We start from the raw sequence: 22,939 nt of genomic DNA on the forward strand, positions 1-22,939 counted from the left end.
ATAGCGGTGAAATCGGGTCAACCCTCTCGTCCGGCATGGGGCATGACCTGGCCGGATTTAGCGCGAAAAACGCCTGGCGCCGAACACGCAAATCACGACGCCGGCCATCACTGCAATCATCGCCGGTTGGACGGTTTCATGCAGTACCAGCCCCGCCAACACCAGGCCAAAGAATGGCTGCAGCAATTGCAGTTGCCCCACCGCGGCAATACCGCCCTGCGCCAGGCCGCGATACCAGAAAATAAAACCTATCCACATGCTGAACAGCGAAATATAACCCAGCGAGAGCCAGGCCCCGGCGCTCACCCCTGTCCAGGTTGCGGGTACCGCCCAGGCCGCGACCGCCGCCGCCAACGGCAACGCGATCACCAGCGCCCAGGAGATCACCTGCCAGCCGCCAAGCCGGCGGGACAGCACCGCCCCTTCGGCATAGCCCAATCCGCAAAGCAGCACCGCAACCACCATCAGCGCATCACCGGCCCAGGAACCGTCAGAACCCTGGCTCAGTGCGAAAGCGCCAACCAGCAGGCCGCCTACCAGCGAAAAGACCCAGAAGGCCGCCCTCGGGCGCTCCCCGCCGCGCAAAACGCCGAAACAGGCCGTCGCCAGCGGCAGCAGGCCGATGTAAACCATGGAATGCGCCGAGGTGGTGTGTTGCAAGGCTAACGCCGTCAGCAGCGGAAAACCGATCACCACCCCGACGGCGACGAAAATCAGCGGCGCGATATCCGTGCGCCGAGGCCAACGCTGGCGCATCAACAGCAACGCGCTCAGGGCCAGCAGCGCTGCAATCGTCGCCCTCATCGCCGTCAGGAATACCGGATCAAGCTCCAGCACCGCTACCCGGGTGGCGGGCAAAGAACCGCTGAAAATCAACATACCCAAAAAGCCGTTGATCCACCCCTGCGCCGAACGCGTGGCGCCCGCATGCACCCCGCCAACGTTAACCCCGGTTTTTGCTGTCTGACTTGTCATTCCAATAAGGCTCCACACGCTTCAAAGAGGGGTCATTCTCCGGATAAAGTGGTTTATTGCCAGAGCCACATAGACACATTTTCAGCAGACCGGTTTACTCCGCGCCCGTCGTTTCCACCCGGCCCGGCACGGGCTGGTGACGGCTATAGAAGAAATAGACCGCCGCCAGCAGCAGGGTGAACGGAATGCCAAACCACAGCGTCATTTTGAAAAATTCGGTGAACGCCGTCGAGATCAGCAACGCAGCCATCAAACCGGCCCCCGCCAGCGTAGTGTAGGGGAAGCCCCACATGCGGAATTTCAGGTGGGTTTTGCGGTGCTGACGGCGGAAAAACAGATGAGTGACAAAGATCATCAACCAGGTAAAGCAGGCGCCGTACACCGAGATCGACATCATGGCGGCGAACGATTTTTCCGTATAAACCAGGCTCAGCACGATCGATACCACAATGCCGATACAGGACATTGCCAACGCGCTCACCGGTATGCCGCGTTGGCTGATGCGGCCCAGCGCCGCGGGAGCCTGCCCGGCGCGGGAGAGTGAAAACATCATGCGGGTGGTAATGTACAGTTGGCTGTTCATCGCCGACAGCGCGGCCACCAGTACGATGAAGTTGAAGATACCGGCAGCAGCGGGCAAATGGATCACGTTCATCGCCACCAGGAACGGGCTTTCGCCGGTACCGGACTGCCGCCAGGGCACGATCGCCAGCATCAGCGCAATCGACAGCATGTAAAAGATAAACAGCCGCAAAATGGTGCCCTTGAAGGCGGTTTTGACCGCAATCACCGGGTTTTTGGCCTCACCGGCGGCCACCGCAATCATCTCAATGCTCAGGTAACTGAAAATGGAGACGATCACCGCGAACCACATGCCTTTAACGCCAAAGGGGAAGAAGCCGCCGTTGTCGGTAAAGTTTTTAACCCCAAAGGCTGGGTTGGCGGAAAAGGCCAAGATGCCGATGCCAATGGCGATAAAGGCCGCAATCGCCACCACCTTGATGGTCGACAGCGCGTACTCCACCTGGCCGAATGACTTGACGCCAATCACATTGATGGCGATCACCGCCGCAGAAAACAGCAGCACCCAGGGCCAGATTGGCGTACCGGGGAACCAGAACTGCATGTACATGCCGATGGCGGTCACTTCGGTGCCTACCGCCAGCACCACGCAAGACCAATAGGAATAGCGCACCAGAAAACCGAACAGCGGGCTGATATAAAACTCGGCGTAGTCGCCAAAAGAACCGGGCGTCGGGTGTTCGGAGGTCATCTCCGCCAGGCATCCCATCAGCAATAAAGCCACCACGCCACCGATAAAATAGCTCAGCAACACGCTGGGGCCAGCCATTTGTATGGCGTAGGCGCTGCCGAGAAACAGCCCGGTGCCGATCGCGCCGCCTATCGCCAGCATCGACATCTGCCCGGCGGTGAGCTGCTTTTTCAACCCGCCCTGCCGCCGGGCTATTTCGTCAAAACCTTTCATCTCTTTCATGGCAATGTCCTACCTTGTTCACACAGCGCGGGTGACGTCCAGAATGGCGGCAGTAACGTAATCGACATTATTTTGGTTCAGGCCAGGCAGGCACATGCGGCCGGGCGCCACCAGATAAATGGCATACTCTTGCCGCAGCCGGGCGAGTTGCTGTTGGTTCAGCCCGGTATAGCTGAACATGCCTTTCTGATCGCGGATGCGACGGTGATCCAGCCGTGAACCGCCCTGCTCCAGCCCTGCGGCCAGAATTTGACGCATCTGCTTAATGCGCTGGCGCATACCGGCCAGTTCACTCTCCCACTGATGTCGCAGCGCTGCGTCCGCCAACAGGGTCTCCACAATCTGGCTGCCGTGGGTCGGCGGGCAGGAGTAACTGCGGCGGATCAGCGTTTTCAAAGCACCTTTCACGTTCACCGCGCTTTGCGGGCTGCCACAGCGCACCGACAGGCCCCCTAGCCGCTGGCCGTACAGCGCGACATTTTTAGAAAACGAGTTGGCGACCAAAAATTCCAGATCGGTTTTCAGCGCCTCATGCAACGCAAAGCCGTCTTCTGCCAGGCCGTCGCCAAATCCCTGATAGGCGATATCGAAGAACGGCAGCAGCCGGCGGCGTTGCAGTACTTCGATCGTGGCGCGCCACTGCGCCTGAGTGAGATCGGTGCCGGTCGGGTTGTGGCAACAAGGATGCAGCAGCACCACGCTGCCTTCCGGCAGGCTGGCGAGCGTATCGAGCATGGCGTCAAAACGCAGGCCGCCGCTGGCCTCATCAAAGTACGGATAGGTGTGAACCTTCAGCCCGGCCCCCTCGAAGATGGCCCAATGGTTGGCCCAGGTAGGATCAGACACCCAGATATCACGGCGGGACAAATAGTGATGGATAAAATCCGCCGCCAGTTTCAACGCGCCGGAGCCGCCGAGGGTCTGTACCGTGGCGATAGCGGAGGTATCCTGTTCGCCAAACAACAAGCTTTGCACCTGTTGGGTAAACAGCGGCGAACCTTCTATCGGCGGGTAACCGTGGGGGCGGCGCTGTTCAAGCAAGCGCCGTTCGGCCACTTCAACCGCCTGCATCAGCGGGATCCTGCCCTGCTGATCATAATAAAGACCAATACCCAGATTCACTTTCTGCGTATTTTCATCCTGTAAATAGGCTTCCATCAACGACATAATAGGATCAGGCGCAGACGCGCCGATATGATTAAACATAGCGATTCCTTAATACATTATTTATGAAATTGCAGATAAAGATAATAATTAAATATGACTCAGACCGTAGCGCTGACGGTTATTTCTATTTTCATTCCCGGCACTACCAATTTATCGACAATCACGGTTGAACGATTGGGGTAAGGATAATTAAAATATTTTTTATAAATCTCATCGAGTAATTTAACGTCATTCACATCGGTGAGATAAACAATCACCTGCAATACGTTATCACTGTGGCTATTAGCCGCCTTCAGCGTTTGCGCCAGATTGTCGAACGTCAGAGTAATCTGGCTTTCCGGCGCGCCGGTTTCAATACTGCCGTCTGGCCTGACCGGGCCGTGGGCAGTGAACAACATCCCCCCGCCTTTGGTGGCCCAAGAAAAGGGTTGCCCAATCTCCGGCAGGCCGGTGTCAATGATACTGCGCATGGCTTATTTCCCCGTGATGGTTAACTGTCGGATCAGCGCCCCGTCAACGGCGAACAGCGCATCCAGTACGTTGTAATGATTGGCTCCCGCTACGGCAACCAGCTCAGCCGGCAGGTTTTTCTCCCGCAGCGCGGCGTAATAATGAAGCGACTGCCCCATCAGTTCCGGCAGCTCGGCTGCGCCGTAAAACAGCGTCGTGGGTTTTAGCTGCTCAGGAATATGGCGCGCCGGGCTCAGCTCCGCGATTTGCCGCCGGGTCAGTTGCAATTGCCGGTTTACGTAGGTGCTTAACAGCGGTTCCAACTCAAAAATGCCGCTGATGGGCAATACCGCATCAACAACCGCATGCTGCTGCCAATAACTGGCCAAATGCCCGCCGGCGGAATGCCCGCATAAATAGACCGGCACATTTTTTTGCGGTGCCAGCCGCAGTTCAATGGCATCCAGCGCCGCGCCGATTTGCCGACAAATATCGTCCAGTGTCGCCACCGGCGCCAACGTATATTCCAGCAACACCACATCAAAACCCAGGGACAAGGGCACCTCGGCAATAAAGGCGAAATCGTCTTTACGGCAAAATTGCCAATAACCGCCGTGAATAAATATTAATATTCCTTTAGAGGGCGCGTCAGAATATAACCAATCAAAAACCGCCCGTTCTGAATAACCATAGGCAATATTACGTTCGCAGCGTACTTGCTGATAAACGGCCTGACTGCGGGTTTGAAATGAGGTCAAAATCTCATTTTCATTGTCTACCGTCGAACCGTTATCATAACTCCCTGGGACAAGTTTCATATATTAAACTTCGTTTATTATTTAAGATATGCGTTAACTATTAGCACCGGCCAAAATATTGTCAAGAAGGGAACCGCAGCAATGCGTGCGCGGTAAAATAAATATTATTTTTACGCCAAATAAGTTTAGCCAGTGAAACTTATCGGTATTGATTGCCGGTTTACACCGGCTGAATTTGCGCCAACTTGCTTAATTCTTGCCAGGCATAGTCCCAGAAGGTACGCACCTTCAGCGGCATGCGCTGCACGTTCTGAGCCACCAGTTGTACCGGCATCGGCAAGGGTTCATACGCCGGCAGCAAACGCACCAGCGTGCCCGCCGCCAGATCGTCCGCCACCTGATACGACAATAATCGGGCGATGCCCTTACCCGCCCGCACCGCCAGCAGTTGGGTTTCCACCTCGTTGATCAACAGCCGGGGCGTCAGCCGCACCCGCTCGCCATTTTCCTGCGGACCAAAACGCCATTCGCGCAGCGACGCGCGTTGGGTACCGACAATGGTATCGTGATCGGTCAACTGGGCCGGGTGTTGCGGTTCACCGCGCCGCACCAGATAAGCCGGGCTGGCGACCGTAACCCGCGACACCTGCCCCAACCGGCGCGCCACTCGGGAAGAATCCTGCTGATGACCAATGCGCACTGCCACATCCAGCCCTTCGTCGATCAAATCCAGGTTGCGATCGTTGAGCACCATTTCAATCTGCATCTGCGGATAGCGGTCAAGAAACGCCATCACCAGCGGCGCCATGTGTTTGCGCCCGAACTGCACCGGCGAGGTGACGCGCAACAGGCCGGAGAGCTGGCTGTCCGCCGTGTCCAGTACCGCCGAGTCATAGTCATGCAGCAGCAGGCGCGCACGCTCCGCCAGCCGTAAACCCGCCTCGGTCGGTGCCAGCCGCCGGGTGGTGCGCTCCACCAACCGGGCGCCAAAGCGCTGCTCCAGCGAGGCAATCGCACGGGTGATCGCCGGCGCGGAACGCCGTAGCTTGCGCCCGGCCGCAGCCAGGCTGCCGTGCTGAATCACCGCCACAAAGATAGCCAGTTCGTCCAACCGATCCATAGATTCTTCCAAAATATGAAATTATCAATTTCTACATTGCCGGATTACGCTCATCGTCGGCAAGAGTATGCTGATAAAAATTATTCAGGAGCCTCACCATGCAAACCCTCAAACTGTACGGCACCCCGCTTTCCGGCCACGTTCATCGCGTGGCGTTACTGCTGCGCATGCTTAACCTGCCGTACGAATTTATCGAAGCCCCCGCCGGCGTGCGCCAGAGCGAGGCTTTCCGCCGTCTTAACCCTCAGGGCCAAATCCCGGTGCTGGTGGACGGCGATTTGGCACTTGTCGACAGCAACGCCATTTTGGTGTATCTGGTCAAACGCTACGCGCCGGGCAGCCACTGGCTGCCGGAAACGCCGCAGGCTTCGGCACAGGTGCAAGAGTGGTTGTCCAAAGCCGCCGGAGAGGTGCGCTATGGCCCGGCCTCCAGCAGGATGATTGCCCAGTTTTCCGCTCCGGACGATTATCAGGCTTCGCTGGCGATCTCGGCACGCTTCCTGCCGCAAATGGAACAGCATCTGACGGAACGTGAGTTCCTGGCGACGGAACACGCCACTATCGGTGATTTGGCCTGCTACAGTTACGTGGCAGTAGCGCCGGAAGGCGGCATCTCGCTGGCACCCTATCCGGCGATCCGGCGTTGGGTCGCGCGCATCGCCGCTCTGCCCGGTTTCTTCGCCATGCCGGCGCTGCCGGAACCCACCGCGAGGTAACGCTGATGACACAGCCGCTGTTCCACCCCGATGAAGTGCGCGCCCAGGCATTGGCCGGTTTTGATCGCGTGGGTGCCGGTATTTATACCGCCATGCCCGAGCAGCACCGGGAATTCTTCGCCGCGTTGCCTTACCTGTTCGTCGCCACGCTGGACGATCAGGGCTGGCCGGTCGCTACGCTGTTCAGCGGCCCGCCCGGCTTTCTGCGCACGCCGGATGATACTCACCTGCGTATCAGCGCCCCGCGCCGCAACGACGATCCGGCGCAGGCCGCATTGCAAAGCGGCAAACTGGTTGGCGCGTTGGGGCTGGATTTCAGCAACCGCAGGCGCAACCGGGCCAACGGCGTGATTGGCCGCACCGATAAGAACCGCATTGAAATCGAGGTCACGCAAAGCTTTGGCAACTGCCCGCAATATATCCAGCGGCGCGAGCTTTACCCGGTGGCCGCTGATCCTGCGCCGATTGAATATCTTCCTGCGCTGGATGCTGAGGCGCAGGCGCTGATTCGGCGGGCGGACACCTTTTTCGTCGCCAGTTGCGCTCACACCGGGCTGGCGCAGGGCGGCATGGATATATCGCACCGTGGCGGCAAGCCGGGGTTTATCCACCTGACGGACAACAGCCTGTGGATCCCGGACTTTCGCGGCAACCGCTACATGAACACCCTCGGTAATCTGCTGGCCCAACCCCAGGCGGCACTGCTGTTTATCGATTTCGACAACGGCGATATTTTGCATCTGCAAGGGGAAACGCAGATCCTCTGGCAAACGGACATCGACTACGGAGTGGAGGGGGCGGAACGTTACTGGCGATTTGATATGCACAGTGCATGGCGTTTCCCGCAGGCTCTGCCCTGGCGCGGCCGCAACCTGGAATACTCCCCGGCCACGCTGAACACTGGGGTGTGGCAGGTGTAAAACGCCATAAAAAACCCCGCTTTAGCGAGGTCGATTCAATAAGGATTTATACGCTGTGTTCCGCCATCGAGGCAGCCTGATAAAGCTGCCGAAAATAGCTCAGGCGCTCGAAAAACAAACGACTTTGCGATTCCGACATATTGCCGGCCACCTCGGCGGCGTCAATTTCGCGCCCCTGCCACTCCATCAGCGCAATGCTGGAAGCGAGAAAATCCATGTTGCTGCTGTAGGCCGCAAGGTGCCGATTCACTGAATTTACCATTCTGCACACTCCTTTTTGTTATCTCGAAAAGGGTCATATGCTTACTGAGTTCAGTATCGTCCCAGCGACGAGTATTTTTTGTACAGAAGGTGCGCATGGCAGCAAATGGATGCGGCAAAGTTTGCTAGGGTAAAGAGGAATATTTGAGACAGACCACAGTGTTTGGCATTCTGAAAAGGAAGATAACCGATGAGCACGACCTTCTCCGCCACCCTCAAAGATCCCGCGCTATTTCGCGAAGCAAACTACATCGATGGGCAATGGCTGCAGGCCAAAGACGGCCAGACCATCAAGATCCATAACCCGGCCACGGGCGAGTTGGTCGGCCAGGTGCCGGCCTTTGGCGCCGAAGAAACCGCGCAGGCAATAGCCGCCGCCAAAAAAGCCCAGCCAGCCTGGCGCGCGCTGACCGCCAAAGAGCGTGCCGGCAAGCTGCGCCGCCTGTTCGAACTGATGATGGAAAACCAGGACGATCTGGCGCGCATCATGACCGCAGAACAAGGCAAACCCCTGGCAGAAAGCCGCGGTGAGATTGCCTATGCGGCTTCGTTTATCGAATGGTTCGCCGAGGAGGGAAAACGCGTTTACGGCGACACCATTCCGCAAAACCTGCCCGGCCGGCGCATTATCGTGCAAAAAGAGCCCATCGGGGTATTTGCCGCCATTACGCCGTGGAATTTCCCGGCGGCGATGATCACCCGCAAGGCCGGCCCCGGCTGGGCCGCGGGTTGCACCGGGGTGATCCGCCCCGCCAGCCAGACCCCCTTCTCTGCGCTGGCGATTGCAGTGCTGGCCGAACGCGCCGGTTTACCGGCGGGCGTCTGCAACGTGATTACCGGGCCCAGCAAAGCGATCGGCGGCGAACTGACCGCGAACCCGGACGTACGCAAGCTCTCCTTTACCGGCAGCACCGAGGTGGGCGCACAGTTGCTGGCCCAGTGTGCGCCTACCATCAAAAAAACCAGCATGGAACTGGGGGGCAATGCGCCCTTTATCGTGTTTGACGATGCCGATCTGGACGCCGCCGTCGCCGGGGCAGTAGCCTCAAAATACCGTAACGCCGGCCAGACCTGCGTATGCACCAATCGCTTTCTGGTGCAGGAAGGCGTCTACGACGCTTTTGCGGAAAAGCTGAAAGCCGCGGTGGCGAAGCTGAAAGTGGGCAATGGCATGGACGACGGCGTCACTATCGGCCCCTTGATTAACCGGGAGGCGGTGGAGAAAGTCAGCGAGCATATCGCCGATGCCGTGAAGCGCGGTGCTTCGGTGCTGCTGGGTGGCCGGCCTCATGCGCTGGGCAATAACTTCTATACGCCGACCATCCTGACCGACGTACCGAGGCACGCCAAAATCTTCCATGAGGAAACCTTTGGCCCGGTGGCGCCCTTGATCCGTTTTAAGCACGAAGCCGAAGCCATCGAACTGGCGAACGACACACCGTTCGGCCTGGCCTCGTACTTCTACAGCCGCGACATCGGCCGGGTGATGCGCGTGGCCGAAGCGCTGGAATACGGCATTGTCGGCATCAATGAAGGGCTGATCTCTACCGAGGTCGCCCCCTTTGGCGGGGTCAAAAACTCCGGCCTGGGGCGCGAGGGGTCGAAGTACGGTATAGAGGATTATCTCGAGATCAAATATCTGTGCCTTGGCGGGCTGGGTATCTGATGTCACCGGCCCCCGCAAGGGGGCTGAACGCTGGCTAATCTGCTGCCATTTCTGCTACGTTGTATCGCCCGTCAGGGGCTTCTCAAGGACTCTCACATGGAATTCTCCGCCGCCATTCCCATTATCCGTATCTTCTCGGTTGAAAAAGCCAAAGAGTTTTATCTGGATTTTCTCGGTTTCACGCTGGATTGGGAGCACCGTTTTAGCGAAGACCTGCCGCTTTATGCCCAAATATCACGTTCCGGTCTGACGCTGCATCTCAGCGAGCACTACGGCGACAGTACGCCCGGCTCAGCGGTGTTCATTCCAACCCACGATATCGATGCCTTGCAGCGGGAGCTATTGGCGAAACAGTACCGTTACGCCCGTCCGGGGGTCGAAACCCTTGACTGGGGAAAACAGTTAAACCTCACCGATCCCTTCGGCAATTGTTTGCGCTTTTGCGAGCAAGCTGACAATGCGTAACCGCCGTTAAACAAGCGTTTATCGCTTCAGCACTCAGGCAATTCCCCGGTGTACGCCGACGCTCTTATTGCCGGTATTGCTCGTCGCTAACCTTCTCCATCCAGTCAACCGGGCTGCCGTTGAGGGATTCGGCAATGGCGATATGGGTCATGGCGGTTTCCGGGGTGGCACCGTGCCAATGCTTGACGCCTTCGGGGATCCAAACGATATCGCCCTGATTCATCTCCTGGATCGGGTCGCCCCACACCTGGATCCAACCGCGCCCCTGGGTGACGATCAACGTCTGCCCCAGCGGATGAGTATGCCAGGCGGTGCGAGCGCCGGGTTCGAAGGTCACGGTGGCGCCGCCCACGCGGGCCGGTTCAGTGCCGGCAAAAGGCGCATCAATCCGCACGTGGCCGGTAAAGTAATCTTCCGGACCTGGTCGGGATGGCAGGGAACCGCTGCGTTGAATTTTCACTTTTTCCTCCGTTTCGGTAATGGCTGCCGGTGCTGACATGGACAAGATAAGGGTAGACGCTGCGAGTAATTTCACTGGGTGCTCCCGTTAATATGGTGCGAAAGAGAAAGATAACGCCGCACCGCCATCGGAACTAGATGGCAAAATACGCAAGGACCTATGAGTTTAATTCATAAGTGATCGGGTGTGACCGCCCCGGCAAGCGTATAGAATACCGGTATCGATCCGCCCAACGCTAAGGCGCCGCATGTTAAAAGAAAACTTTAACGATTTGATTTCGTTCCTTGTCGTGGCGCGTGAACGCAGCTTCACCAAAGCGGCGGCCAAACTCGGCGTTTCCCAATCGGCATTAAGCCATGCCATTAGGGGCCTGGAAGAGCGGCTAGCGCTGCGGCTATTGACCCGCACCACGCGCAGCGTTGCTCCTACCGAAGCCGGAGAAAGGCTGGTCAACAGTCTTGGCCCGCGTTTTGCGGAAATCGAAAGCGAACTGGATGCCTTAAGCGAGATGCGTGAACGGCCTGCGGGAAACATTCGCATCACCGCCGGGGAACACGCCGTCGACTCGGTGCTCTGGCCGATGCTGAAGTCATTTCTGGCCGACTACCCGGACATTAATGTCGAAATCACGGTCGATAACACCTTGACCGACATTGTCGCCGACCGCTTTGATGCCGGGATCCGTTTGGGCGAACAGGTGGCCAAAGACATGATCGCCGTGCGGATAGCGCCGGATATGCGCATGGTGCCGGTCGCTTCCCCTGCCTATTTTGAGCGATGTGGCATCCCGAACACGCCGCAGGCGTTGCAAAACCATCGCTGCATCAATATGCGCTTACCCACTATGGGCGGGCTCTACGCCTGGGAGTTTGCAAAAGACGGGCGTGAGATAAAAGTGCGCGTAGAGGGTCAACTGACCTTTAACAGCCTGCGCCAACGCATTGACGCGGCGCTGCTCGGCTTCGGCATCGCCTTTGTGCCGGAGGATACCGTAACCGAAGAGCTGGCCAATGGCCGTTTAGTGAGCGTTCTCGATGAATGGTGCCCGCTTTTTCCCGGCTATTACCTCTATTACCCCAGCCGCAGACAGCACACCACCGCTTTCGCCCTGTTTGTCGAGGCGTTGCGCCATCAGCGCTAATCGTTGGTAGCCCGCCTGCCGACAAGCTTGGCAGGCGGGGTTTAATCAACGCCCGACGTTTTTTTGCAGATGCGCCGGATAACGCGCGCCCTGCACTTCAATGGCGGCAAGCGCCTCTTCGATACTGCTCAGTTCAGCCGCCGCCAGCACGACCGCCGCTGCACCGAGGTTTTCGCTAAGACGATGGAGCTTGGTGGTGCCGGGGATCGGCACAATCCACGGTTTCTGCGCCAACAGCCACGCCAGCGCAATCTGCGCCGAAGTCACGCCCTTTTGCTGAGCTATCACCCCCAGCACGTCCACCAGCCTTTGGTTGGCTTTGCGCGCCTGGGCGCTGAAGCGCGGCACGATGTTGCGAAAATCGCTGCTGTCGAAGGCGGTATTTTCATTGATCGCCCCGGTGAGGAAGCCTTTCCCCAGCGGGCTGAACGGCACAAAACCGATGCCCAGTTCTTCCAGCGTCGGTAAAATGTCCTGCTCCGGCTCGCGCCACCACAGCGAATACTCGCTCTGCAACGCCGCAACCGGCTGCACCGCATGGGCGCGACGGACAGTTTCCGCCCCAGCCTCCGACAGCCCGAAGTGTTTTACCTTCCCTTCCCGGATCAGCGCCTTTACCGTGCCGGCGACGTCCTCGATCGGTACGTTGGGATCGACCCGATGCTGATAAAGCAGATCGATGGTCTCGATATTGAGGCGTTTGAGCGATCCTTCCACCGCCTGGCGGATATGTTCAGGGCGGCTATCAAGCACCTGTTTGCCATCCGGCTGCGGCAGTTCAAAACCAAATTTGGTGGCGATCACCACGCGATCGCGCACCGGTGCCAGGGCTTCGCCCACCAGCGCCTCATTGGTAAACGGGCCATAGATCTCAGCCGTATCGAAAAAGGTCACGCCCTGCTCTACGGCCGAACGAATCAGGGCAATCGCCTGTTGCTTGTCGGTCGCCGGGCCGTAACCGAAGCTCAGGCCCATACAACCCAACCCTAACGCCGAGACTTCCAGACCGCCATTGCCCAATTTGCGTGTTTGCATTTCATTCCTCCGGGTGAATCGCACTGGCCCCCGATGTGCTTTCTGGGGGCCGATTATCATGTGATTACTGTAGAAGAGCGTGGCGACGGTGACTATGGAGCAAATCCGCTTGAGTTTATGAGTTTGACTCATGAATCAGACGATGGCGCCTACCGCCTTCCCCATTAGCGTCCTTGCCCTGCGTTAAGCGCCGCCTTTATCTCCTCCCCGCATTGCAGAATGTTGTGGTGGTGACAGGCCAGCGGGATCACCGTCAAACGTTCGCAAACGGCGCTCAAGCCGTTGTCCGCTATCGCCAGCAACGGCTCCATCACGCCTTGCGGCAGTTGCGGATTCACCTGCATCGCCTTGAACAGGGTCACCTGGGTAGTTTGCAGCCTGCGGCTGAGCCTTCCCCCCGCCAGGCGCTGTTCAGCCTGCGCCACCGACATAGCGCGCCGGGCCGCATCGCCCTCAATGCCCAACGCCGACAGCAGTTGCTCAAGCGGCAGCTCTGCCGACGTTTGCCGATAGAAGCTGTCCAGCAGACAGAGACGAACGCTACGGTACCCGCGAGCCTCCAGCCTGGCGGCGATCTCCAACGCAATGATGCCCCCCAATGACCAACCCAAAATGTGTATCGGCCCCGCCGGGTTCAGCAGGCCGTTGGCGGTCATTTCACGCAGATACAGCTCGGCGATGTTACCGAGAGAATCTATGGCCGGTCTGTGGTAAAGATTATAATTATCAATACCGTAACAGTTTATTTCCCCCTGCAATTCCTGAGCCAGGGAATGAAAGGCTTCCGCGCCCACCAGCGCCGGGTGAATCATCCACAGCGCAGGCGCATCGCTGACCGGCCGATTGAGCGGCATCACCAAAGGCTGCTCACCTGCCGCCAGCAGGTTCTTCAACGTACGGTGCTGGAACAGCCTGACCACCGGGATCGGCGTGCCCAGCAGTTCCGCCATGCTAAGGCACAACGAAATCGCCCGAATTGAGGTGCCGCCCAGTTGGAAGAAGTCGTCCGTCATGCCGACCCGATCGCACTGCAATACCTGTTGCCACAGCGCGCACAGCCGTTGTTCCAGCGCATTTCCCGGCGCAACATAGTCATTGAGTTCACGCGCCGCCGGCGCAGGCAGCGCTTTACGATCCAGCTTGCCGCTGGAGTTATACGGCAAGGCCTCCAGGCGCATCAGCGCGGTAGGGATCATGTATAACGGCAACCGCTGGCTCATAAACGTCAGCAGCGCCGGTTCCGCCAGCGCTTCATCGCTGACGTAATACAGCGCCAGCCGGTGTTGTGACGCCTCCTGCAACACAAGGGCGCAACAGGATTTTATCGGGCCAAACGCCAGCGCTCGCTGTTCGACCTCTGCCAGTTCCACCCGGTAACCGTTGATTTTGACCTGAAAATCCATCCGCCCCAAAAACTCCAGATTGCCGTCCGGCAGATAGCGGCCTGCGTCACCGGTGCGATACAACCGCTCCCCCAGTTCAGGATGATAAATGAACTTTTCGTCGGTCAGCGACGGATTGCGATAATAGCCGCGAGCCACACCGGCCCCGCCGATGTATTGTTCGCCCGGCAGGCAAGGCGGCAGCAGCCGCAGATGGCGATCCAGCACATAGAAGCGCTGGTGCGCCATCGCCTGTCCATAGGGCACGCTGGGCGCGGTTATCGGCGTTTCCGGGATGTCATACAGGATCGACCAAATGGAGCTTTCGGTTGCGCCACCGGCGCTGATCACCCGGCAACCCGGTCGCCACTGGCGAATGCGGGCAGGCAGTTGCCGGGAAATAACCTCGCCCACCAGCACCACATTGCGCAGGGCCGGCCAACACGCCTCTGCGGCCCCGGCTTCAAGTTGCTCGACCAACAGGGTCATCACCGAAGGTGCCGAATTCCAGAAGGTCACGCCCTGAGTCATCAGCAAGCGATGCCAAGCCTGCGGCTGATAGCGTTCGGCTTCGGACGGCATCACCAGGGTGCCGCCCACCGACAGCAGGCCAAAGAGGTCGAACACCGAGATATCAAAACTCAAGGCACTGAGCGCCAGCGCTCGATCTTCCGCGCCGAGATCCAGTTGGCGCAGGGTATCGATAATGCTGTTCACCGCGCCGCGATGCTCTACCGCCACCCCTTTCGGCGCACCGGTGGAACCTGAGGTAAAGATCACGTAGGCCAGCGCGGATGGTGCCGGCAACAGCGGTTCCCCCGGCGACGCGGGCGGCAATTCGGCCACCGCACCCTGCGGATCGACAACCAGCACTCTGGCCCCGCCGGTCTCCCGCCACGGCCTGCTGCTGAGGATCACCCGGGTCTGCGACTGGTCGATAATGTCCAGGCAACGGCGTTCCGGCCAGGCGCTGTCCAGCGGCAGGTAGGCCTTGCCGGACATCACCACCGCCAGCACCGCGATAATTTGCGCCCGCCCCTTGTCAACCATTACCGCCAGGGTTTCGGCCGTCATATCCGCGTGTTCACGCAGTTGCAGCGACAGAGTCAGCGCCGCCCGGTACAGTTCGCCATAACTCAGTTCACCCAGGCTGTCGACGATCGCCACCCTCTGCGGATAGCGGGCGGCCTGCTGGATAAAATCATGATGGATGGCGCGCTCAAAGTCATAGTACGGCAGGCAGGACTGGCGGAGGGCTCGTTGGTGCGCTACCTCCTCTTCCGGCACCAGCGCCAGTTGGCTGACACGCAATTCGCCGTGTTCGACGATTTGCCGCAGGATTGCCAGATAATAGCCGGACAGCCGTTCCAGCGTGGCCGGGCTGAACAGCGCGGTGGCGTAGTTGAATACCGCCTGCCCGGCACCCTTCGCCAATTGGATGCTCAACGTCAGGTCAAACTTCGCCGCCTGATAGTGTTCCATCAGGCTTTGCGGCTTCAGCCACTCCGGCGACGACGGCTGCGCGCCGTCATCCTCCAGCACGAACAGCACCTGGAACAGCGGATGCCGTGACAGATCGCGCGACATCTGCAGCAGATCGATCAGGTGATCCAGCGGCAGGTTCTGGTATTTCTGCACCTGTAGCACGCCGTCGAATACCTGATGCACGTAGTCGGCCAACGGCTGGCCGTCGTCGATTTGCGAACGCAACGGCAGCGTGTTGACGAAAAAGCCGATCGCCGAGCGCGTCTCCTCCGTCGGGCGATTGGCGACCGGCGTGCCGACCAGAATATCCTGCTGACCGCTGAAGCAACCGAGCAACAGGTTGAACGCCGCCAGGTACAACGCAAAAGGCGTTACCCCTTCACGGTGCGCAAAATGCTCCGCCTGCGCGATCAACGCCTCGGGCAGGCTGATGGCGTGATTGGCGCCCTGGTGGTCGAACTGGGCCGGGCGCACAAAATCGAGCGGCATCTCCAGCGTTTGCCACCCCGCCAGCCGTTGCCGCCAATAGGACTTCATCCCTTCGGCCTGCGCCGATGCCAGGTACTCCTGCTGCCAGACGGCATAATCGCCATACTGCAGCGCCAGCGGCGGCAACGCCGGTGGGCGCCCCTGTCGCTGCGCCTGATACAGGCAGTCCAGCTCCTGCACAAATAGCCGCTGCGACCAGCCGTCGAACGCCAGATGGTGCACCAGGATCAGGCTGTAACGCTCGCGGCCACCGTCGGGGTGCATGAGCTCATAGATAAAGGCTCGGATCGGCAGTTCGGTATCCAGTGCAAACGGCCGGTCGATATCTTGCTTCAGCCGATCCCGCCAGCGCTGTGCGTCGATCGTCAATCGCTCCACGCACAGCGTCTGCATGCAAGATTGAGAAACGGCAATGTGGGAGTGCGTCTGGTCAATCAGGTTATGCAACACCTGATGGCGGGCGACGATCGCCTGCAGGCTGTCGGCATAGGCCGTCAGGCAGACATCCTCGTCGAGGCGGAACAGCATCGGCACATGATAGAGATTACTGCCGCCGTTCAGATTTTCGATAAACCACAGCTGCATCTGCGCAGACGACAGCGGGTAAGTCTCGCGCCGCAACGCCGGTATCGATAGCGGCGCTTCACCGCCGCCGAGCTGCCGCAGGGCCTGGCACAGGGAGCGGATGGTCGGGAACTGCCCCAGTTCGCTCAGCGTGACCTCACGTTGCAACCGCCGGCCGATCTGATAGCAAGCCTGGATCGCCAGAATCGAATTGCCGCCCAGCGAGAAGAAGTTATCCTCCACGCTGATGTCCGGCCGTTGCAGCAGTTCGCGCCAGATGGCAACGCAGGTACTCTCCCAGGCATTTTCCGCCGCGGCGAATTCGCGCGCTTCCCTCTCCGGCAGCGGCAGCGCCTGGCGGGCAATTTTACCGTTCTCGGTCAGCGGTAACCGCTCCAACTGGATAAACGCCTGCGGCATCATATACTGCGGCAGTTGGCTGCTCAGATGCTGCGCCAGCATTCGGGTATCTGTCGCTTCGTCGGCGACAAAATAGGTGGCCAGATAGGGCTGTGGCTGGGTAATCAACACCACGCAGCAGGCGGTGACGGCGGGATAAGACAGCGCAATATTTTCAATTTCGCCCAGTTCGATACGGTAGCCGTTAAGCTTAATCTGTTGATCGAGGCGCCCCAAAAACTCAATATTGCCGTCTTCAAGCAGACGGCCGGCGTCGCCGGTGCGATAGACGCGATCCTGCAGCTGTTCATGCCAAAAGAAACTGTCTGCGGTTCGCTGCAGATCACCGTAGTAACCCCGCGCCAGCCCTGCACCGGCCAGATAAATCTCACCCCTGACCCCTTCAGGTGCCGGTCGCAGCCAGGCGTCCAGGATATAGCAGCGTTGGTAGGCCAGCGGTTTGCCGTAGGGGATGCTGGCTGACAAAATCGCTTGCTCGCGTTGCACCTCGTACAACATCGAGAATATCGCCGCTTCGGTGGCGCCGCCTGCGCTGAAAAAGCGGCTGCGCGGCGCCCACTCGCGACAACGCGCCGGAAGCGAAGTGGCGATCCAGTCGCCGCCCACCATCACCGCACGCAGCGCCGGCTCAGGGCCGGACATCAGCCCTGCCCCTTTGACATAGTCCAGCAACAGTTCCATTAACGCCGGGGCGCTGAGCCATACCGTAACCCGGTGATCAATCATCAATTGATACCAGGCCTGCGGGTTGACCCGGTCCCATTCGCCCGGCATGACCACCGCACCGCCGGCGCTCAGCGGGCTGAAAATATCGTAGATCGCCAAATCAAAACTCAGTGCGCTGATCGCCAGACTGCGATCCCGTTCATCGAGGGCAAAATAACGCCGGGTGGCGTCGAGCGTGCTCACCACGCTGCGGTGCTCGATCGCCACGCCTTTTGGCGTCCCGGTCGAACCCGACGTGAAAATGATATACGCCAGGCTGTCCGGGGCGGCATCGATCGCTGGCAGCAGCGGCGTAGATACCGGCAGCCCGAGGGCAAGGCCGTCGGTACCCAGTTCGATAACGTTAATCTCGCGGGTCGGCCAGGGCGCGCTGCTCAACAGCGTATTGATCCCGGCCTGCGCCATCACCGCCAACCGCCGCTGCAACGGCCAGCTTGCATCCATCGGCAGAAACGCCTTGCCGCACATCAGCGCCGCCAACATGGCGACCGGTTGTCGGCGCCCTTTGTCGGCAATGATAGCGATGGCCTCGCCGACGATTGGCCCCTGCCGCCGCAGTTGGGTGGCAAGCGTCAGCGCCGCCTCGTACAATTCGCCATAGGTCATTTCGCCCAGCTCATCGATCACCGCCACCGCCTGCGGATTACGCTGGGTATGGCGGATAAAGTCATGCTGCAGGGTGCGCTCGACTGCGCCGGGAATAGCCGGCACCGGCTGCGCCAGCGAGCGCTGCGGCTGCAAGCAGATGTTTTCCAGCGGCCAATCGTTATGCTGCGCCATCTGCTGCAAAATGGCGACGTAGTAACCTGCCAGCCGCATTATCGACGCCTGGCTGAACAGCGCCACGGCAAAGTTGAAACGGGCACGCAGCCGCTGCTCATCCGGCACCAGTGTCAGGGTCAGATCGAACTTGGCGGTCCGCTCATGGTCGCTAAGATCGACCACCGACAGCCAGTCAGGACGCTCCGTCGCATTGGCTCCGCTTTCCAGTGCGAACATCACCTGGAACAATGGATGACGCGAGAAGTCGCGCTGCAGCTTCAGGCTGTCGACCAACAGCTCCAGCGACAATTCCTGATGCTGCTGTGCCTGCAGCGTGGTGGCCGCAACCTGGCGGATAAACGCCGTTACACTGTGCTGATGATCCAACCGGTTGCGCAGCGGCAGCGTATTGACGAAGAACCCGATTACCCCCTCCAGCTCCGGCCGGTCGCGATTAGCCAGCGGCGTGCCCACCATCACATCATTCTGGCCGGTATAGCGCGATAACAACAGGGTAAAGCCCGCCAGCAGCACCGCATGCAGCGTAACGCCCTCTCTGCGCGCCAGCCCGTCAAGCGAGGCGACCAGTTCCGCCGACAGCGTCACTTCGCTGTTGTCGCCGCGCACGTCGAAGGCGGTGGGTCGGACGAAATCCAAGGGGATATCGAGTTGCTGGCAACCATCCAACTCTCGCTGCCAGAAGGCCAGATCGTCCGCCTGGCGGCTCGCGTTCTCCGGCGCACGCTGCCAAAGCGCGTAGTCGAGATACTGCAGGCCCGGCATCGCAGGCAGGTTTGTCGGCGAACGCTGGAAATGGCGATAGAGCGCGTCCAGCTCTTTCAGCAGCACCTCCAGCGACCAGCCATCAAAAACGATATGGTGGAACATCAGCAGGCAGGCGGCGGTCTCGCCTCCCGTAGGCTCAGGATAGCGGTATAGCGTCGCCCGCAACGGCAGCTCGCAGGTGAGATCCATCGGCTGTTGCAGCGCTTGCGACAGCGCCACGGAAAACGCCTCGGCGCTCAGCAGGTGGAACGGTACCGGCAATACCTCCTCGCTTACCCATTGGCTGGCCTCCCCCCACTCATCCTGACGGATCAGACTGCGCAGCACCTGATGACGGCTCACCAGCGCCTGCAGGCTTTTAATGAAAAGCTCGCAGTCAACCCCGGCGGACAGCCGCAGCAGCACCGGGGAAAGATAGTGCGTAGCGCCGCCCGACAACTGTTGCATAAACCACAGCCGGGATTGCTGGAACGACAGCGGCGCTTCCCGCTGCCCGCTGGCGACAATCGCCGTATCTTCCGATACCTGTTGCTGCCGGTTGATATATTCGCTTAATGTCGCCACCGTCGGATGCTGGTTCAGCGTCAACGCCGAGATCTGCACCCCCAGCAGCTTATTGACTTCGTGGCAAAGCCGGATGGCCATGATGGAGTTGCCGCCCAGGCGGAGGAAGTGATCGTCTATGCCCGCCCGGCAGCCCAGCAGCCGGTTGAAAAGCGCCAGTAACTGGCTTTCCAACGGGGTGCCCGGCTGGCGGAACGCACCTTGTCGTTCGAACGGGGTCGGCTCCGGCAATGCCCGGTAATCCACTTTCCGGCTTACCGTCAGTGGGATCGACGGCAGTGCCATCAGCGCCGTCGGCAGCATATAGTGCGGCAACTGTGCCGCCAGCCGTTGGAGGATTTCGTCGGCGGTCAACCGGCTGCCGGGCTGCAACACATACCAGGCCACCAACTGCGTCGTCGTTCCCGGACGCGCGGCCACCACCGCTTCGGCCACATCCTCGATGGCGCGCATCTGCATTTCTATCTCACCCAGTTCAATGCGATAACCGTGGATCTTGATCTGCTGATCGTGGCGGCCAAGATACTCCAGGCTGTTATCGGCCAGGCGGCGCACCCGATCGCCGGTGCGGTACAGGCGGCGGTAATCCGCCTCTTGGCTGAAAGGATTGGCAATGAAAACGGAGGACGTCAGTTCCGGCAGGTTCAGATATCCCCGCGCCAGGCCGATGCCGGCCAGGCACAACTCGCCTTCAGCCCCCAGCGGCAGCAGATTAAAATGCTCATCCACCACGTAACAGCGCATGTTAGCGATAGCCTGGCCGATATTGCGCGCGCCGTTGCGGCGATAAAGGTTGAGGCTGACGCTGACCGAAGCTTCGGTCGGTCCATACATATTGACCACCTGCAGGCCGCTTGCCAGATAATGATCGAGCACCGCCCGTGAGGCCGCTTCTCCTCCCATGGCCAGATGGCGCACCGAGGGCGGTAGCGCCGGCAGCGTGTTGAGCAACGCCGGCGGCAGGAAGCAAAAATGAATCTGCCATACCGCCATTTGCCCGCACAGCAACGCGGGATCCCGGCGTTGTTGCTCACTGGCGATAAACAGACGGTGTCCATTGCTCAGCGCCACGAACACTTCAAACACGTGCGCATCGAAGGCCAGCGAGGCGAACTGCAAACCGTTGAGCACGCCGTGCTCCCGGTGCAGCAAGCGCCGGGTATGCCCCTCGATCATATTCACGGCCCCCTGATGTTCGCACAGCGTGCCCTTTGGCCGCCCGGTGGTGCCGGAGGTGTAAATCACATAAGCCAACTGCTGCGCACGCACGACAGGTAGCGCAATCACCCCTCCTTCCTGCAACTGCACATCCGCCAACAGACAGTGGCTTGCCGGCGACAACTGCTGTACTGCGGCTTGCAGCGCGGTTTCGGTCATAATAATCGGGCTGTTCACGTCCTGCAGAATGTAAGCCAGCCGCTGTGCCGGTGCCTCAGGATCCAACGGCACATAGGCGCCGCCCGCCTTCATGATGGCCAACATCGCCACCACCGCATCCACACTGCGCGGCAAATACAGCGGGATCGGCGTATCCGGAAGCATCTCCTCGCCGTGCAGTCTCAGGTATTCAGTGCGTAGCCGCTGCGCCAGTTGATCGCTGCGCTGCGCCAACTGCCCGTAGCTCAGCTCAACGCGGGCGTCGGTCAGTGCGATGCGCTCAGGATAGAGGCGGGCATGCCTTTCGACGCTGGCGAACAAGACCATTGCCTGCTGCGATGGCGCATCCTCACCGCTCTCCCAGTGATCGTTTAAACGGCGGGTCTGCGGCGGCGTCAACTGCGGCAGCGAAGCGATCGGCGAATCCGGTTCGTTCAGGGCATTGCGCAACAGATGACAGAACTGTTCCGCCATTTCAGCCATCTGCGTCTCATCGAACAAATCCGACCGGTAACGCAACCTGAATTCAAAAGCGCGTTCGGAAGGTTGGTACTCCAGCAGCAGCTCGGAACCGGCCAGATCAACGTTGAAACGGTGATTAACGTCAACCCTGCACTCTCCGAGACTTAACGGCGCATCCTTGAGATAAGCCTGGGTAAAGTTGACGTTCAACTGGCGGATCTGGCTTTGCCCCAACATGTCGTAAATCGGCAATTTGCTGTGTCGCAGTTTGCCCGTGGCTTTTAGCGCTTTGCTGTAGCCCAGGGTCGCCCGGTATAGCTGGCTGAAGGTGGCCCCCGGCGACAGCGTCAGCGGAAAAACGGCGGTGTTGACCTGAGCGCCGTAGTACAACGCGCTCCCGCCCTCCGCAGCGATGGGATAACCGATATACACCCTTTCCTGCGGCGACAGGCGGGCAATCAGCAGCGCCCACAGCGTTTTGAATATCAGGAAAGGATTGGCGTATTTGATACCGGACTTCAGACTTTGCCACTCGGAAAAAGGCAACGAGAAACGGACTTCGCCGGCGCTGCCCGCTGAAACGGAAGGATCGGGGAGATAAGGCAGCTCCACGCGTGGCGGGCAGTCAGCCAGCATATCGCGCCAGAAGGCGCGCGAATTGAATGCTTGTCTGAGCCCTGAAATATCGTCCTCATATTGTCGATACAGCCCATTGAGGCTATCGATGCTGCCGGTCGGCAATTCTGCTGCGCTCGGATTATTGTAATACGTGGAAATGACATTATAAAACTCTTGGCCGGCAAGACCATCGACCAATACGTGGTGGACAATAATAATAAAATTATAGCGTTGCGGCGCCAGTTCAATCAGATAAAACCGGCACAGCGGCCCTTCTCTGAGATCGAAAGGCGTATTGACCAACTTGCTGACGTCACAATCGGCCGCGACTATTTCAAGGGTGATGTTCTTAGTCGTTTTTACCCACCGCAGTTGCGGGTATTTATCATCCAGCACATGGTGGAAAAGAAGATAATCCCGGCTCATGCGCTCCACCGCAGCACGCAGACGATTGATATCCAGAGCACCCTCGATGGTTTGGTCAAGCACCAAGTTGTATTCACATGATTGTGGGTTAAGAATATATTCATTCCAAAAAGTTTGGGTATAAGGCGAGGCGGAAATTACTTTCATTAATTCAATCCCTTTTAGTTATAATCCATGGTTATATATTTGGCGGCATTGGCGCAGCACGGCAGCGCCTCCGCATGCAAAGTAGGCGACCTGTTAATGTAA

The 22,939-nt window shown here is 59.2% G+C and carries 15 protein-coding genes; 5 read left to right on the forward strand and 10 right to left on the reverse strand.

The features are described 5' to 3' along the window. Positions 1-57: 57 nt before the first annotated feature. From JEM67_RS17660 to JEM67_RS17685, 6 genes are all read right to left on the reverse strand, one after another. Complete coding sequence (locus JEM67_RS17660) at positions 58-975, reverse strand: DMT family transporter (protein WP_199634756.1); 918 nt, start codon at positions 973-975, stop codon at positions 58-60. Between the two features lie 94 nt (positions 976-1,069). Beyond that, entirely contained in the window at positions 1,070-2,470 is a 1,401-nt protein-coding gene (locus tag JEM67_RS17665) for an amino acid permease (RefSeq protein WP_199634755.1), read from the reverse strand. Between the two features lie 18 nt (positions 2,471-2,488). After that, positions 2,489-3,676: an aromatic amino acid transaminase gene (locus tag JEM67_RS17670; protein ID WP_199634754.1), complete on the reverse strand. Its 1,188-nt coding sequence runs from the start codon at positions 3,674-3,676 to the stop codon at positions 2,489-2,491. Positions 3,677-3,735: 59 nt separating this feature from the next. Further along, a complete protein-coding gene (locus JEM67_RS17675) occupies positions 3,736-4,107 on the reverse strand; it encodes a RidA family protein (protein WP_199634753.1) in 372 nt (123 codons plus the stop codon). Positions 4,108-4,110: 3 nt separating this feature from the next. Next, positions 4,111-4,905: an alpha/beta hydrolase gene (locus tag JEM67_RS17680; protein WP_199634752.1), complete on the reverse strand. Its 795-nt coding sequence runs from the start codon at positions 4,903-4,905 to the stop codon at positions 4,111-4,113. A gap of 160 nt (positions 4,906-5,065) precedes the next feature. Then, on the reverse strand, positions 5,066-5,965 hold the full coding sequence (locus JEM67_RS17685) for a LysR family transcriptional regulator (protein ID WP_199634751.1): 900 nt from the start codon (positions 5,963-5,965) through the stop codon (positions 5,066-5,068). 98 nt (positions 5,966-6,063) lie between these two features. Between JEM67_RS17685 and JEM67_RS17690 the strand changes: the two genes are divergently transcribed. Together JEM67_RS17690 and JEM67_RS17695 are read left to right on the forward strand one after the other, a co-directional pair. Beyond that, on the forward strand, positions 6,064-6,681 hold the full coding sequence (locus tag JEM67_RS17690; RefSeq protein WP_199634750.1) for a glutathione S-transferase: 618 nt from the start codon (positions 6,064-6,066) through the stop codon (positions 6,679-6,681). Positions 6,682-6,686: 5 nt separating this feature from the next. Continuing rightward, positions 6,687-7,601, forward strand: coding sequence for a pyridoxamine 5'-phosphate oxidase family protein (locus tag JEM67_RS17695; protein ID WP_199634749.1), 915 nt, complete (start codon positions 6,687-6,689; stop codon positions 7,599-7,601). 46 nt (positions 7,602-7,647) lie between these two features. Here JEM67_RS17695 and JEM67_RS17700 read toward each other — a convergent pair whose 3' ends face one another. Next, positions 7,648-7,863 carry a glycogen synthesis protein gene (locus JEM67_RS17700; RefSeq protein WP_199634748.1) on the reverse strand — a complete coding sequence of 72 codons (216 nt, stop codon included), beginning with the start codon at positions 7,861-7,863 and terminating at the stop codon, positions 7,648-7,650. A 189-nt stretch (positions 7,864-8,052) separates the two neighbouring features. Between JEM67_RS17700 and gabD the strand changes: the two genes are divergently transcribed. Together gabD and JEM67_RS17710 are read left to right on the forward strand one after the other, a co-directional pair. Continuing rightward, the gene (gene gabD, locus JEM67_RS17705) at positions 8,053-9,528 is read left to right on the forward strand and encodes an NADP-dependent succinate-semialdehyde dehydrogenase (RefSeq protein WP_199634747.1); all 1,476 of its coding nucleotides are present in this window, start codon (positions 8,053-8,055) and stop codon (positions 9,526-9,528) included. 96 nt (positions 9,529-9,624) lie between these two features. After that, positions 9,625-9,993 carry a glyoxalase superfamily protein gene (locus JEM67_RS17710; RefSeq protein ID WP_199634746.1) on the forward strand — a complete coding sequence of 123 codons (369 nt, stop codon included), beginning with the start codon at positions 9,625-9,627 and terminating at the stop codon, positions 9,991-9,993. Positions 9,994-10,057: 64 nt separating this feature from the next. Here the strand turns inward: JEM67_RS17710 and JEM67_RS17715 are convergent, their stop codons facing one another. Next, positions 10,058-10,453: a (R)-mandelonitrile lyase gene (locus JEM67_RS17715; protein ID WP_199634954.1), complete on the reverse strand. Its 396-nt coding sequence runs from the start codon at positions 10,451-10,453 to the stop codon at positions 10,058-10,060. A gap of 247 nt (positions 10,454-10,700) precedes the next feature. Between JEM67_RS17715 and JEM67_RS17720 the strand changes: the two genes are divergently transcribed. Next, the gene (locus JEM67_RS17720; protein WP_199634745.1) at positions 10,701-11,594 is read left to right on the forward strand and encodes a LysR family transcriptional regulator; all 894 of its coding nucleotides are present in this window, start codon (positions 10,701-10,703) and stop codon (positions 11,592-11,594) included. 45 nt (positions 11,595-11,639) lie between these two features. On the opposite strand, the gene JEM67_RS17725 is transcribed toward JEM67_RS17720, so the two are convergent. Beyond that, positions 11,640-12,629, reverse strand: a complete 990-nt coding sequence (locus JEM67_RS17725) for an aldo/keto reductase (RefSeq protein ID WP_199634744.1) — start codon at positions 12,627-12,629, stop codon at positions 11,640-11,642. 164 nt (positions 12,630-12,793) lie between these two features. Beyond that, on the reverse strand, positions 12,794-22,837 hold the full coding sequence (locus JEM67_RS17730; protein ID WP_199634743.1) for a non-ribosomal peptide synthetase: 10,044 nt from the start codon (positions 22,835-22,837) through the stop codon (positions 12,794-12,796). Between the last annotated feature and the right edge of the window lie 102 nt (positions 22,838-22,939).

The organism is Serratia sp. PAMC26656 (assembly GCF_016469055.2).
Lineage (GTDB): Bacteria > Pseudomonadota > Gammaproteobacteria > Enterobacterales > Enterobacteriaceae > Serratia > Serratia plymuthica.